This is a genomic window from Tessaracoccus massiliensis (assembly GCF_000826065.2).
GTDB classification, from domain to species: Bacteria; Actinomycetota; Actinomycetes; order Propionibacteriales; family Propionibacteriaceae; genus Arachnia; species Arachnia massiliensis_A.
Map to the genome: position 1 here is coordinate 736,154 of NZ_LN623543.1, position 13,855 is coordinate 750,008.

Sequence of the window (13,855 nt, forward strand, 5' to 3'; positions counted from 1 at the left end):
GTCAGTCAAAGGTGGTGGGCAGGTCAGGGGCTTCCGTGGTGGAGGGCTGCACGTTGTAGCGCGGCAGCGCCAACGACAGGATGTTGTTGGTCACCGGCAGCGCCAGGCGGCTACCGAGGTTACCGTTACGCGGCTTGTCGAGCACCACGTAGACCAGCAGCTGCGGGTCCTCGGCCGGCGCCACGTTCACGAACGAGGCGGTGAAGCCGTTGTAGCACATGCAGTTCGGGTCGAAGCGCTGCGCGGTGCCGGACTTGCCGGCCGTGCGGTAGCCGGGGATCTTGCGGTTGTCGTTGAGCGTGATGACCGATTCCATCATCTCCACCACAGCATCGGAGGACTCCTCCGAGATGACCCGGCGGCTCTCCTGCTCCGGCAGTTCCAGCGGCGTGCCGTCGGAGGCCTTGGCGGACTTGAGGATCTTGGGCTGATGATAGGTGCCGCCGTTGGTCACCGCCGCCACCGCAGCCGCCATCTGCACGGCGTTGACGCTGAGGCCCTGTCCGAAGGAGACCTGGTCCCGCGTGTAGTCCGGCATGTCCGCCGTCGGGATCTGGCCGGTCGACTCGCCGGGCAGCCCGGTGCCGGGTTTGGCGCCCAGGCCGAAGGAGGCGAGGTAGTGGGTCAACTTCTGCTTCTCGAGCTGGCGGGTGAGCTTGATCATGCCCACGTTGGAGGACTGCGCGATGATCCCGCGGGCGGTGAGGTTGAGGTCGCCGTGCGCGAACGAGTCGCGCACGATGCCGCCGCCCGAGGCGATGCTGCCGGGCACCACGAGCTGCGTGTCGGGGGTGGCGATCCCCTCCTCCGCGAGCGCCGCCATGGTCAGCACCTTCTGCACGGAGCCGGGCTCGTAGGCCTCAGTGACGGCGCGGTTGCCGAGGTCCTCGCTGTCGGCGGCACCGGGGTTCGAGGCGTCGAAGCTGGGGCCGTTGGCCAGGGCCAGGACCTCTCCCGTGTGGATGTTCATCACGACGGCGGTGCCGGTCTGGGCGTTGGCCTGGCGCATGCCGTCGGCCAGGGCCTGCTCCACCATCCACTGGAGATCCGAGTCGATGGTCAGTTCGTAGGTGGCGCCGTCCACCGGCGGGGTCATGATGTTGGTGCCCAGCGGGATGCGGCCGTAGGTGGAGGCGTCGTAGACCTGCTCTCCGGGCGTGCCCGTGAGCTGATCGTTGAAGGCGTACTCCAAGCCGGCGGCGCCTTCACCCTCGGCGTTGACGAAACCGACGACGTTGGAGGCCACCGAGCGGTTCGGGTAGACGCGGATGGGATCTGACGCACCGAACACGCCGTACCAGCGGGTCCCCTCCTCACCGCCCAGGCCCTCACGCATGTCGGCCTCGATGGCGCTGAACGTGGCGGCGGGCACCTGCCGCGCGACGATCTCGTAGCGGGAGTCGGGCGTGTCGATGAGCTCGAGGTACTTCTCCTTGCGGCCGCCGAGGTGCTTGACGAGGATGTCGGCCACGGCGCTGGGCGCGGCCGCTGCTTCCTCCTGCTTCTTCTTGCTCATCGGGTAGCGCTTGTCTGCGCCGTTGGTGCGCACCATGTCGGGATCGATCGAGACCAGCATGGCCGGCTCCGTGCTGGCCAGCACCACGCCGTTGCGGTCGAGGATCTCCCCACGGGTGGCGGGCAACGCCCGCTTGGACTGCATCTTGGCCGCGGCCTCGGCGGCGAAGGCCTGGGAGTCGAGGCCCTGGAGCTGGACCGCACGGACGCCGGCGGTGCCCAGCAGCAGGGCGAAGACGAGCATGACCACGCGGATGCGCACGGATGAGCGACCCACGGGCAGGCGCATGGTCTTGCGGTAGGTCCTGGGCGCACCGGGCCGCTTCGACGTGCGGGGCTGCGGCTTGGGCTTGGCGGCCGGCCGTGCCTTGCCGGCGGGGGCCTTCTTGGCAGCGGGAGCCTTCCTGGCGGCAGGCTTCTTCGCGGCAGGCTTCTTCGCGGCAGGCTTCCTCGCCGCCGACTTCCCAGCCGCGGGCTTCCTGCCCGTGGGGCGCTTGTCCTGGCTCACTGCTGATCCTCCGTCGTGCCGGCCGCCACCAGCTCGGTGTCGGCTGCCGGGTCGGTGGCGGGCTCGGGTGCGGGCGGCGCCGGAGGCGGAGTCACCGTCGGCGTGGGCTTGGGCGCGATGCCGCGCAGGAAGGGCATGGCCTCACCACTGGCCTTCTTCGGGTCGCCGGTGACTGTGCCGTCGGCGAGGTTGATGAAGGCGGGGTTCGGGTTGGGCGCCATGCCGAGCTCGCTGGCGCGCAGCGCGAGCGCATTGGCGCTGGACATGCGCTGCAGCTGCGACTCGAGGGCGGCGGAGGTGTAACTGAGCTGGGTGGCCTCCCTGCGGAGACCGGCCAGCTCGCGCGACTGAGCTCCGACGTTGGTGGTCACGATCATCACCCCGGCCATGCCCACGGCGATGAGTGCGAGGATGATGCCGACGAACCCCATGGTGGACACGGTCGCCGTTGGCTGCGGGACCACACCGAGCTTCGCGCGGGGCGTGGGGACGTCGTCGGTGCTGATGGGCTGGGCGCTCATGCGGCCTCCTTCGTTCGTTCAGCCACGCGGAGTCGCGCGGAGGCCGCCCTGGGGTTGGCGGCGATCTCGTCGGCGGAGGGCTTCTCGGCCCCCCGGGTGAGCAGGGTCAGTTCGGCCTTGAGGTGATCGGGCACCACGGGCATCTCGCGCGGCCCACGGTCGGTGGCCTTGGCCGCGAAGGCGCGCTTGACGGCCCGGTCCTCGAGCGAGTGGTACGCCAGCACGGCCATGCGGCCGCCGAGCGCGAGGGCGTCGATGGCGGCGGGGAGCACGCCGTCGAGGGCCTCGAGTTCGCGGTTGACCTCGATGCGCAGCGCCTGGAACGTGCGCTTGGCGGGGTGTCCACCCGTGTGGCGGGCGACTGCGGGGATGGCACCGGAGATGGTCTCCACCAGGCGCGCGGAGGTGTCGAAGGGGCGCTCGGCGACGATGGCGCGGGCGATGCGGTCGGCGAACCGCTCCTCGCCGTAGCGCGAGAGGATGCGCGAAAGCTCACGGGCGGAGTAGGTGTTGAGCACGTCGGCGGCGGTGGGGCCCTCCGTCGGGTTCATCCGCATGTCCAACGGCGCATCGACGCGGTAGGCGAAGCCACGCTCGGTCCGGTCGATCTGCAGGGAGCTGAGGCCCAGGTCCAGGAGGATCGCATCGACGGCGTCGATACCGAGGTCCTCGAGCACTTCGGGAAGTTCGTCGTAGACGGCGTGCACGAGAGTGGCCCGCTCGGCCAGGTCGCCGAGGCGTTCGCGGGCGACGTCGTGCGCGTCGAGGTCGCGGTCGATGCCGATGAGCCGGGCTTCGGGGCAGGCCTCGAGGATCGCGACGGCGTGGCCGGCCAGGCCGAGGGTCCCGTCGACGTAGATGGCACCGGGGCGGGACAGGGCAGGGCGCAACAGATCGACGATCCGGTCACGCATGACCGGATCGTGCACGTCCGTGAAGCTCTGCATCTGTCGGTTCGACCCTTCTTCGCTGTAGGTGTTGTCCGGGTGGATGGTGCGACCCCTCCAGTGGTTCCCTTCCGGGCCGGACCTGACATCGGGGAAGTGACGTCAGGGCCTGACCGGCCGGGAACCACCGGCTGGGTCACGTCACAGGCCGCCGTAGCCTGCGAACTCGCTGTCCATCTCCGCGAAGGCCTGTTCCCTCGCCTCGGAGTACTTCTGCCATGCTTCGGCGTTCCAGATCTCGGCCCGGTCCCCCGAGCCGATCACCACAACGTCGCGATCCAGGCCGGCATAGGCGCGCAGGTGGGGAGGAATGGTGATGCGCCCCTGGCGGTCTGGAACTTCTTCGCTGGCCCCGGCCATCAGCATGCGCTGATAGTCGCGGACCTCTTTCACGGTGCTGGGAGCGCTCAACGCGGCCGTCATCTTGGCCTCGAAGGTTGCACGGGGGAAGACGTCCAACGCGCGCTCCTGCCCTCGGGTGACGAACAGGCCACCTTCCAGGGCGTCGCGGAACTTGGCGGGCAGGATCAGGCGGCCCTTCTCGTCAAGCTTCGGCGTGTACGTGCCTGTGAAAAACATGCGAGTCGGCTCCTCCTTCCCCTATTTCCCTCCACTTTGCCCCACTGGCCACCACAGTACCCCACTTTCCTCCACCCACGCTCCACTTTTTGTCAGTGCCATGTGCTTGTCTCCCCCCGAGGGGCCTCCCTGCATGCGTGCAGGGCCGGGCAGCCACGAATCAACGCGGCGATCGGAGTGGGCCTCGGGAGCGGATAGTCTTGATTCCGCCTGCCGCCCGACCCATCCGAGGAGCACCGGTGAATCAGCCCGCAACCCCGTCCCTGCACGAGGTCTCCCAACTCGCCAGCCGCATCGCCACCGAGATGGCCAGGGTGATCGAGGGCAAGCCGCACCAGATTCGGATGGCCGTGATCGTGCTGCTCGCGGAGGGCCACCTTCTTATTGAGGACGTACCGGGCGTCGGCAAGACCGTCTTGGCGAAGTCTCTGGGGCGGGCCATCTCCGGCGACGTCAAGCGCATCCAGTTCACGCCGGACCTGCTGCCCAGCGACGTGACCGGCGTGTCGGTGTTCAACCAGTCGTCGCGCGAGTTCGAGTTCAAGCCCGGTGGCATCTTCGCCCACATCGTGCTCGGGGACGAGATCAACCGCGCCTCCCCCAAGACCCAGTCCGCGCTGCTCGAGGCCATGGCGGAGAGCCAGGTCTCCGCGGACGGCAAGACGTACCACCTCAATCAGCCGTTCATGGTGATCGCGACGCAGAACCCCATCGAGATGGAGGGCACCTATCCCCTCCCTGAGGCGCAGCGAGACCGCTTCATGGCGCGCATCACCATGGGCTACCCGGCCCGCACTGCGGAGGTCGCCATGCTGGAGCACCACGCCGGTGGCGACCAGCTGGATTCCGTCTCCTCGGTGACGGACGCGGCCAGCGTCGCCGCCGCCATCCGGGCCGTGCGCAAGGTCTACGTCGCGCCGGTGATCAACGACTACATCGTCAGCATCGTCGAGGCCACCCGAACGAACTCGGATCTGCGCCTGGGCGCCAGCCCCCGCGCGTCGCTGCACCTCATGCGCGCCGCCCGCGTCGAGGCGGCGCTGGCCGGCCGCGACTACGTGATCCCGGAGGACGTGCGCACGCTGGCCTCCGAGGTGCTGTCGCACCGCGTCCTGCCCACGGTCGAGGCGCAGGTCGCCCGCCGGGACCCGGCCGAGATCATCCGCTCCGTGCTGCACTCCGTGCCGACCCCGGCCAGGAACTGAGCCCGTGCGTCGTGGCACCTGGCTGACCGGGCGCGGCATCGCGATGCTGGCGTTCGGCATCCTCGCGGCTGGCGCGGCCGGCTACTTCGGCGAGACCGACCTGCTCTGGCTCGGGCTCGCCCTCGTGGCCCTGCCCCTACTCGCCTTCGGCTACCTGCTGCTGGCCAGGCCGCTGGTCACCTTCGACCGCACCCTCACCCCGGCCATGATTCCGGTGGGCACCTCCACCCGCGTGGTGCTCAACGTGGCGAACCAGTCCCCCGCCCAGGCCGCGGCGCTGCGCTTCCACGACACCGCCGACGAGTCGCTCGGTGGCGGCGCAGCGTTCGTGATCGCTCGGGGGTTCGGCGAATGGACCCAGGCAGTGGGTTACACCGTCGAGGCGTTGCGCCGGGGCCGGTTCACCGTCGGACCCCTCCGCGCTGATGCCTGGGATCCGCTGGGGTTGGCCCGGCGAGGCTTCACCGCCCGCGGTGCGGAATCCACGCTGCGCGTCACCCCACGCATCTGGCGACTGCAGGACCTGGCCGCCGGCACGGGGTTGGGCAGCGCGGGCGACGCCACCCCGCAGCGCATCGGCGCCGCCGGCGCCGATGACGTGCTCGTACGCGAACATCGCCACGGCGACGACCTCCGCCGGGTGCACTGGAAGATGACCGCCAAGAAGGACGACCTCATGGTGCGCCTCGAGGAACACCCCTGGGACCCGTCCAGCACGTTGATCGTCGACACCCGACGGGGGGCGCACTTCGGCGAGGGAGCCCAGGGTTCCCTCGAATGGGCCGTCTCTACGGTGGCCTCCATCGCGGCACTGTTCAGCGAGGGTCGCCACAAGGTGGCCATCCTGGCGCCGTCGGGCCGGGTCTTCGAATCCGGCCACGCCGTCGGGGAGGCATCCAAGCAGATGATGATCGAGGCCATGACGGATCTGGAGTCCTCCGAGGAGGGATGGCTCGGTTCGGCCGTGGAGGACCCGGAGTCGCTGACCTCGGTGGCCTCGCTGGCTGCCGTGACCGGGCGCCTCTCAAACTCCGATGCGGCCGCGCTTGTGGCCGCCGGTGGCCGTGCCCGCAGCCTGGTGGCGATCGTGCCGGACGTGGCCGCCTGGCAGCCCGGCACTGAGGACGAGGAGCACAAGGAGGCCATCCGCTTCCTCCGCGGCCGCGGTTGGCGCGTGGAGACCTTCGGCCCCGGCGAGCCGGCGCCCCAGGTGTGGGGGCGGGTGACCCGATGAAGTTCACCTACCACCCGTTCTCCAGCGTCATCGTCGCGGTGGCTGTCTGGCTCAGCCTCGTCCCACTGTCACCCCTGCTGGCCGACACCGGCACGATCCTCACCCATTCCTGGTTCATCCTCGGCACCTCCGCTGCAGTGGGCCTCCTGCTTGCGCTCCTCCGCGCGCCGCGCGCGCTGATCCTCTTGAGCCAACTGGTCGCCATCCTGGGCGTGCTCGCCTGGCGGGGGCTCAGCATGGCGCCACCCGGAGACAGGGTGGAATCGCTGCGCTTTCTGACCGCCGACGGCATCCGCTCGATCCGCGAGGGGATTCCGCCGGTGCCGCTTGAGCCCGGCCTGCTGTGGCTGTGCCTGGTGCTCACCGCGCTGCTGGTGATCGTCGTGGAACTACTGGTCAACGGCCTGGAGCAACCGGCCTGGACGATCGCGCCGCTGGCGCTGACCTATGGTGTCGCCGCGCTGGTGGTGACCGAAGATCTTGACTGGACCCTGCTGGTGCCCGTGCTCGTCGGCTACGTGGCCGTCCTGTTGAGCACCACGGACATCGGCTCGTCCGCCGGTAAGGCGTCGCGGGCCGCCTCGCACCACCTGTCCAGGGTCTCCGTGGGGGTGGCGGGTGGAGCGGCCGCCCTCGCGCTGGCCATCCTGGTCTCCTCGGTGGTGCCGCTCGGCGACAAGCAGCCCTGGCCCGAGGGCGGCTCCAGCGGCCCCATCCAACTCGCGGACCCGACGGTGCGCCTGGACGAGGACTTGCGCCGCCCGTCGGATCGCCCCATCCTCAGCTACCGCACCGATACGGGCCAGGGCGTCTACCTGCGCACCGTCGCCCTGCCCAGCCTCACCTCGTCTGGCGCGGGCCTGCTGCCCATGACGCTGAGCCGCTCGGGCCTGGGCAGCGCCTACGACTACGAAGGGGTGCCCGTCAAGGTCGAGGTGCAGATGGAGGCGGTGCCGTCGGAGTACCTCCCCGCACCGTTCGCCGCCACGGATTTTGACGCGGAGGGCTCCTGGAGCTTCGACCCGGACACGCTGGCCATCGTGGCCTCGGGCGACAACCGCACCCAGCAGACCGTCAACCTCAGCTACGAGGTGGAATCACAGGTGCCCTCCCCCAGCCGCGAGGAGGTTCAGCAGGCGGGGGCGGGCACCGGCCTCGACCCGGTGACCCGCGAGGTCCCCGAACTGTCTGCCGATGTCATCAACCTCACCAAGGATGTGGTCAGTGGCGCCAGCACCGCGGGGGAGAAGGCGTTGGCCATCCAGCGGTTCCTCCGCTCCGACGCGTTCACCTACACCCTCCAGGCGCCCAACTCGATGGGCAGCGACGCCATCTCCAGCTTCCTGCTCCAGGAGAGGGCCGGGTACTGCATCCATTTCGCCGCGGCCATGATGACCATGGCCCGGGTGGAGGGCATCGACGCCCGGATGGCCGTCGGCTTCGTGCCGGGCGAGCGGCAGGAGGACGGTAGCTACCAGGTCACCTCCCATGACGCCCACGCCTGGCCGGAGCTGTACCTCGACGGCCTGGGCTGGGTGGCGTTCGAGCCCACGCCCGCCTACCAGGGCGACCCCGAGTACGTCGACCCCTCGGCGATGCAACCCACCCCCACCCCCAGCGCAGCTTCCAGCCAGGAGTTCATGGACAAGCTCGAGGAACGCTGGCGCCGTCGCCAACAGGGCGACCTCTGACTCTCGTGCTCTGATTCTCACGATCCCTGAGCCAGCCGTCTACGGCTGGTCGAAGGGCCCTGAGCGCTCAGCTTCAAGGAGAGGCCGGGCACAGGGGGTCGCATGTCGGCGTTCGGATTGTGCCCCAGACGGAGCAAAGTGGTTGCCCGGCAACCGCAACCAATAGACGGACGTACCCTGTGCCCGGACGCTCCGGCACTGACCTCACCCAGGGTTTCGGTCAGCACCACCAACAGCCGAATGGATCAAAGCCGGAGCCGGGGAAGGAAGGGCGCGAGTTCGAGTCCACCCCGGTCAGATCCCGCCGAAACGTCGCCAGAGACACCACTACAACACGAGCGCCCTTCCTTCCCCGGATCCGGCGGAACGGAGTCATGCACCGTTGGCGGAAGCGTCACTCAGGACGCCTGGCGCTCGACCCGGCGGGTGAGACGGGCGCGTTGCACGGCTTTGGGGCCGAAGCGCAGCACCGCCCTGTCGATCGCCTGTTCCGCCTCGCTCCAGCCGTGGGTGGGCTCGTCGAGTGCGGGCTGTTCGTAGGTCTCGGCCTTCGGCACGAGCTTCTCCATCCGCACCCCCACGCGCCGGATGCGGGCGCGCTGCAGGTTGAGCCGGGTGAACAGTCGTAACGCCTCGGCGTAGATGTCGTTGGTGCGGTCCGTGTACGCCTTGAGCGTGCCGGTGCGCGTGATGGTGGTGAAATCCGCGAACCGGATCGACAGCGTGACCGTGCGCCCCACCATCTGCTGGGCGCGCATGCGGGAGGCGGTGCGCTCCGCCATCCGGAGGATCTCCGTGGTGACGATCGAGGCGTCGTCGGTGTCGCGGCCGAACGTCTCCTGCGAGCCCACGCTGTGCTCGGCGGGTTTGCGGGCCAGCACCGAACGGTCATCGCGACCCCAGGCCAGGTCGAACAGCATGGCGCCCTGATTGTCGCCCAACGCCCGCTGCAGGGTGGCGCGCGGGGTGTTGGCCAGCTCCCGCACCGTGTCGAGGCCCAGCTTCCGCAGTTTGCCCGCGGTGACCTCCCCCACCCCCCAGATGGCGTCGACTGGCAGCGGGTGCAGGAACGCGATGACGTCCTCTGCCTTGACGCGGCACAGCCCGTCCGGCTTGGCCTGCTTCGAGGCGAGTTTGGCGATGAACTTGCTGGGGCCGATGCCGACGGAGCACGCCACGCCCTGTTCGTCCATCACCTGGGCGCGCAGCTGCTCCCCGATGCGGACAGGGTCTCCACCGAGCCTGCGCAGCGCGGTGGTGAGATCGATGAACGCCTCGTCGATGGAGGCCATCTCCACCCTGTCGGTCAGCGTGTCGAAGATCTCCCCGATGCCGTTCGAGACCGCGCTGTAGTGGTCATGATCCGGGTGCACCACCGCCACCTGGGGGCACAGCCGCCGGGCGCGGCTCGACGGCATGCCCCCGGTGATGCCGTACCTGCGGGCCGGGTAGTTGGCCGACAGCACCACCCCGCGGGTGGAGCCGCCCACGAACATGGGCACGTCGCGCAGTTCGGGGTGGCGCGCCATCTCCACGGAGGCGTAGAACGCGTCCATGTCCACGTGCAGGATGGTCTGCACCGCCGCCTTCGCCGCTGTCTGCATGATGGGTCTACCTCCCTGAACTGCCCGGGCTGGAGTGCCACAGCTTGCGCGGGGCGTCTGCGGCACCGGTGCCCGCCGGTTTGATATCTGAATACGGCGACTGCTTGAACCCGCTGGCGTGCACCAGCACCCGCCGCCTGCCCATGCCGCCGGTGTGCTGCTGCGGATCCGGGGGCGGCTCCTCCCCGTCAGCAGGGATGGGGGCGGGTTCGTCTGCTGGGGGGTTTCGACGCGACTGCGCTCCTCGTTCCTCGGGGGCAGCCGGCTCACCCAGCGTGGGCTTCCACTCGCCCACCAGCGAGTAGCCCTCGGGCTCCTCGTTCAGGATGGCGGTCACCGCCGCGATGGCCTCCTCCTCCGAGGCGCCCTGATTCAGCGCGGAGCGCCACTCAGCGTCGAGGACGCCGAGGTCCCAGGCGCCGGTGGCGCGGATGGAGATGCCACGAGCACCAGTGCGGCGGATGAGGCCCCGCACCAGCAGGATCCACGAGGAGAACACGGTGGCCGCGTACGGGCCCTGCACATCCTCGAAGAACGTGGTGTCCACCGGGCCGGTCGAGTCGTCGAGGGTGAGGAAGATCACGCGCCGGCCGGAGCGCACCGGTGGCGTCTGCGTGGCCACCTTCACCCCGGCCACCAGCACCTCCTCACGGTTGCGGTGTTGCAGCAGGGTGCGCGAGCTGGCCGCGCCGATGGCCCGCAGCAGCGGGAGGTAGCGCTCCATGAGGTGGTGGCTGGCGTCCAGGCCGAGGATCTCCAACTCGGCCTTGAGCCGCTGTTCGTCGTCCATCTCCGCCAGGCCGGTGGGCACCACGTCCGAGGTGGGGTCGACGTCTGCATCCTCGTCGCCGAAGCTGAACGCGCCCTGCAGCGCCCCCACCCTGCTGTCGGCGCGGCGTTCGCGGTGCAGGTCAGCCAGCGCGAGCAGCAGGTCACGCCTGGTGACCTGCGTGCGGCGCTGCACCGCGGCGTGGCGCCCGATGCCGTAGAGCTCGTCGAACGCACCGGCCAGGATGAGCCGCTCGACGACGGGCTCCGACACGTTGGCGCGGGACCAGAAATCCGTCAACGACACGTAGGGCTGAGCGGAGACGATCTGGGCCATCTCCTGCTCCGAGATGCCCTTGACGTCTGCCAGCGCCAGACGGATTCCCCAACCCTCAGCCAGCGGCTCGGCGCGGTAGTCCTGCACGCTGCGGTTGATGTCGAGGCCGAGCACGGCGATGTCCATCCGGCGGGCCTCCTCCAGGAGCAGCCGCTTGGGATACATCCCCGGGTCGTGCGTGAGGACGCCGGCCAGGAAGTGCGCCGGGTGGTGCCGCTTCAACCAGGCCGACTGGTAGGTGGGCAGCGCGAACGCCGCGGCGTGCGCCTTGCAGAAGCCGAACGAGGCGAAGGATTCGAGAATGGCCCAGATCTCCTCACACAGGTGCTCCGGGTAGCCGTTGCCCAGCGCCTTGGGCATGAACCATTCCTTGACCTTCGCCTGCCCCTCCCGGTCTCCCAGGGCGCGGCGCACCTCGTCGCCCTGGGCGAGGGAGCAGCCGGTCACGATCGAGATGATCTGGATGATCTGCTCGTGGAAGACCACCACGCCGCAGGTCTGTTCGAGGGCCGGGATGAGGCTGGGATGGAGATACTCCGGCTCCGCCCAGCCCTGGCGCGCCTCGAGGAAAGGGGTGACCATGTCCGACTTCACGGGGCCGGGGCGGAACAGCGAGATGTCGATGATGATGTCGTGGAAGGTCTCGGGCCCGAACTTGCCCACGAGCTCGCGTTGGCCGGGCGACTCGATCTGGAAGCAGCCCAGCGTCTGGCGGTGGGCGATCATCTCGTAGACCTCCGGATCGTCGAACGGCGCGAGCGCGTCGATATCCGGCGCCGGCCCGTCGGTGCGTTCGATCTCCGCGAGCGCGTGGGCCATGGCGGACTGCATGCGGATGCCCAGCACGTCGAGCTTGAGCAGGCCGAGATCCTCCACGTCGTCCTTGTCGAACTGGCTCATGGGGTAGCCGCTGAAGCTGTTCTCCAGCGGGGTGCGCTGCCCCAGCGACGAGTCACTGAGGATGACGCCGCAGGGGTGCAGCGCGATGTGGCGGGGCAGCCCGTCGAGGGACTCCACCAGGGAGAACAACATGTCGAGGCGCTCCTCGCCCAGCCCCGCGGCCCGTAGCTCCGGCAGGTCGCGCAGCGCGGCCCTCGCATCGCGGGCGCGGATGTGCGGGAAGGCCTTGGCCATGGCGTCGATCTCCACGGGTGGCAGGCTGAGCGCCGCCCCCACGTCGCGCACCGCGTGGCGCACGCGGTAGGTCTCGATCATGGCCACGCAGGCCACCCGCTCCCGACCGAAGGTGGCCAGGATCTTGTCGTAGACCTCGGTGCGGCGGGCTGATTCCACGTCGAGGTCGATATCCGGCAGTGCCACCCTCAGCGGGGAGAGGAAGCGCTCCATCAGCAGCCCGTACCGCATGGGGTCCACCCCGGAGACGCCCAGCGCATAGTTGACCAGGCTGCCTGCGCCGGAGCCGCGGGCCGCGCAGCGGATGCCCAGCTCACGGATGAGGCCCACCACATCCGCCACGGTGAGGAAGTAGGACTCGAAGCCCAGCGTGCCGATCACGGCGAGCTCGTCGTCGAGCCGGGTGAGGGTCTCCGCGTCCGGCGTGCCGTAGCGCTCCGCCAGGCCTGCCTCGCAGCGGGCGCGCAGCACCCCGGGCGCCTCCTCGACGGTGGTACCGAGCTGTTCGAACTCCGGCAGCCGGATCTCCCCCAGCCCGATATCCGCGATGGGGTCCAGCATGCAGCGCTCCGCCAGGCCGCGGGTGGCGGCCAGCAGCGCCGACGCATCCGGCCGGCCGGCGAGCAGCGCGGCCTCGCCGGCGGCCAGCGCCATCGCGGCCCCACCCTTGAGGTGGCCCTCCGCGTTGCGGCGGTCGATGTTGCGTGCATCGAGGGGCACCAGGCGGCGGGCGGCGTCGAGCACGTCGACGGTGGCGGCCTGTTCGCGGCGGGCCATGCGCACCATGTTGGTCAGCACCACGGGCACGCCCAGCTCGTCGCCCAGCCGGATCAGCCCCGCTGCCTGGTGCGCGGAGGCGACACCCCGGCCGCCGGTCTGGTGGTTGGTGGCCGCCAGGAAGAGCCCATCGCCCACCTCTGCGCGCCACGCCCGCACCTCCGCGGCCGCCTCCGCGGGATGCCCGGCGACGAGCAGCTCACCCACCCGCGAATCCGCGCCCAGCAGCACCACCACGTCGTGGCCGGCGCAGTGCTGCGCGATGATCTCGCGGGTGACCACCGGATCTGAGCGTTCCCCCGTGGTCTGCGCCGCCGTGATGAGCCCGCACAGCGCGCCCCACCCGGAGCGGGAGGTGGCCAGCATGACCGCGCGGGGCAGCCGCTCGTCGCGCAGTTGCCCACCGCGCGCCGCGGTGGGGCGGCGCCGGGCCATCCACCCGTCGGGCTTGACGGCCAGATCCACGCCGACGATGGGCGAGATGCCCGCCTGGAGGCACGCCTTGGCGAACCGCACGGCGCCGTAGAGGCCGCCGCGGTCCGTGATGGCCAGCGCGTCCATGCCGTGCGCCACGGCCTCGGCCACCAGCGCGCTGGGGTGGGAGGCGCCGTACTGGAAGGAGTAGCCTGAGGCCACCCGCAGGTGCGTGAACATCAGTCCAGCACCGCCTGGAGCACCCAGTCTTCCGCGCCGATGGTGCGGGCCAACTCGTAGACGCCGCGGTGCCGGCCGTTGCCGGCCTCCACCCGCCACACCTCGCGCTCGCCCAACACATCCGTCCCGGCCGCCGTCGCCTCGGTGACCTCGCCGCGGGCGGCGCGCGCCTGCCGCCCCGCCCACCACGGCGTGGCTCGGCTCCACCGGCTCTGCACCTCTTTGACCAGCAGCAGCCGGTCACGCCAGATGAACTGTCTGGGCTCATCGGCGAACAGCACGAAAATGGGGTCGTTGTAACTGCGCATGGGGCCACCTCCCGGGGAACACGTGAATAGAACAAGTTGTGCTTTCGACCCGGGTGCCCCGGCCCGGCGCAGG

10 protein-coding genes are annotated in these 13,855 nt (G+C 70.0%); 3 read left to right on the forward strand and 7 right to left on the reverse strand.

Features of this window, described 5'->3' with window-relative positions; genetic code table 11:
* Position 1 precedes the first annotated feature (1 nt).
* The 4 genes from BN1186_RS14025 to mraZ form a co-directional block, all read right to left on the reverse strand.
* On the reverse strand, positions 2–1,804 hold the full coding sequence (locus BN1186_RS14025) for a peptidoglycan D,D-transpeptidase FtsI family protein (protein ID WP_040284934.1): 1,803 nt from the start codon (positions 1,802–1,804) through the stop codon (positions 2–4).
* Positions 1,805–2,019: 215 nt separating this feature from the next.
* On the reverse strand, positions 2,020–2,544 hold the full coding sequence (ftsL, locus tag BN1186_RS14030; protein WP_040284574.1) for a cell division protein FtsL: 525 nt from the start codon (positions 2,542–2,544) through the stop codon (positions 2,020–2,022).
* Positions 2,541–3,491, reverse strand: coding sequence for a 16S rRNA (cytosine(1402)-N(4))-methyltransferase RsmH (rsmH, locus tag BN1186_RS14035; protein WP_040284575.1), 951 nt, complete (start codon positions 3,489–3,491; stop codon positions 2,541–2,543). The genes ftsL and rsmH overlap by 4 nt, the downstream gene beginning before the upstream one ends.
* Before the next feature lie 141 nt (positions 3,492–3,632).
* The gene (mraZ, locus tag BN1186_RS14040; RefSeq protein ID WP_040284576.1) at positions 3,633–4,070 is read right to left on the reverse strand and encodes a division/cell wall cluster transcriptional repressor MraZ; all 438 of its coding nucleotides are present in this window, start codon (positions 4,068–4,070) and stop codon (positions 3,633–3,635) included.
* A gap of 239 nt (positions 4,071–4,309) precedes the next feature.
* Between mraZ and BN1186_RS14045 the strand changes: the two genes are divergently transcribed.
* The 3 genes from BN1186_RS14045 to BN1186_RS14055 are packed head-to-tail and all read left to right on the forward strand — an operon-like array spanning position 4,310 to position 8,200.
* Positions 4,310–5,275, forward strand: coding sequence for an AAA family ATPase (locus tag BN1186_RS14045; RefSeq protein ID WP_040284577.1), 966 nt, complete (start codon positions 4,310–4,312; stop codon positions 5,273–5,275).
* Positions 5,276–5,279: 4 nt separating this feature from the next.
* Positions 5,280–6,509, forward strand: a complete 1,230-nt coding sequence (locus BN1186_RS14050) for a DUF58 domain-containing protein (RefSeq protein ID WP_052460193.1) — start codon at positions 5,280–5,282, stop codon at positions 6,507–6,509.
* Complete coding sequence (locus tag BN1186_RS14055) at positions 6,506–8,200, forward strand: transglutaminase TgpA family protein (RefSeq protein WP_040284578.1); 1,695 nt, start codon at positions 6,506–6,508, stop codon at positions 8,198–8,200. Before BN1186_RS14050 ends, BN1186_RS14055 begins: the two co-directional genes overlap by 4 nt.
* 398 nt (positions 8,201–8,598) lie before the next feature.
* On the opposite strand, the gene dinB is transcribed toward BN1186_RS14055, so the two are convergent.
* Genes dinB through BN1186_RS14070 form a run of 3 tightly spaced genes read right to left on the reverse strand, consistent with a single transcriptional unit; the run spans position 8,599 to position 13,782 of the window.
* On the reverse strand, positions 8,599–9,804 hold the full coding sequence (gene dinB, locus BN1186_RS14060; protein WP_040284579.1) for a DNA polymerase IV: 1,206 nt from the start codon (positions 9,802–9,804) through the stop codon (positions 8,599–8,601).
* Positions 9,805–9,811: 7 nt separating this feature from the next.
* Positions 9,812–13,474 (reverse strand): DNA polymerase III subunit alpha, encoded by a 3,663-nt coding sequence (locus tag BN1186_RS14065; protein WP_040284580.1) that lies wholly within the window; start codon positions 13,472–13,474, stop codon positions 9,812–9,814.
* Complete coding sequence (locus BN1186_RS14070; RefSeq protein WP_040284581.1) at positions 13,474–13,782, reverse strand: DUF6504 family protein; 309 nt, start codon at positions 13,780–13,782, stop codon at positions 13,474–13,476. The genes BN1186_RS14065 and BN1186_RS14070 overlap by 1 nt, the downstream gene beginning before the upstream one ends.
* Between the last annotated feature and the right edge of the window lie 73 nt (positions 13,783–13,855).

What these genes read in the sequence shown, in the direction of transcription:
- BN1186_RS14065 (WP_040284580.1), bottom strand. Translation starts at nt 13,474, where the DNA reads ATGTTCACGCACCTGCGGGTGGCCTCAGGCTACTCCTTCCAGTACGGC.
- ftsL (WP_040284574.1), bottom strand. Translation starts at nt 2,544, where the DNA reads ATGAGCGCCCAGCCCATCAGCACCGACGACGTCCCCACGCCCCGCGCG.
- BN1186_RS14055 (WP_040284578.1), top strand. Translation starts at nt 6,506, where the DNA reads ATGAAGTTCACCTACCACCCGTTCTCCAGCGTCATCGTCGCGGTGGCT.
- dinB (WP_040284579.1), bottom strand. Translation starts at nt 9,804, where the DNA reads ATGCAGACAGCGGCGAAGGCGGCGGTGCAGACCATCCTGCACGTGGAC.
- BN1186_RS14070 (WP_040284581.1), bottom strand. Translation starts at nt 13,782, where the DNA reads ATGCGCAGTTACAACGACCCCATTTTCGTGCTGTTCGCCGATGAGCCC.
- mraZ (WP_040284576.1), bottom strand. Translation starts at nt 4,070, where the DNA reads ATGTTTTTCACAGGCACGTACACGCCGAAGCTTGACGAGAAGGGCCGC.
- BN1186_RS14025 (WP_040284934.1), bottom strand. Translation starts at nt 1,804, where the DNA reads ATGCGCCTGCCCGTGGGTCGCTCATCCGTGCGCATCCGCGTGGTCATG.
- rsmH (WP_040284575.1), bottom strand. Translation starts at nt 3,491, where the DNA reads ATGCAGAGCTTCACGGACGTGCACGATCCGGTCATGCGTGACCGGATC.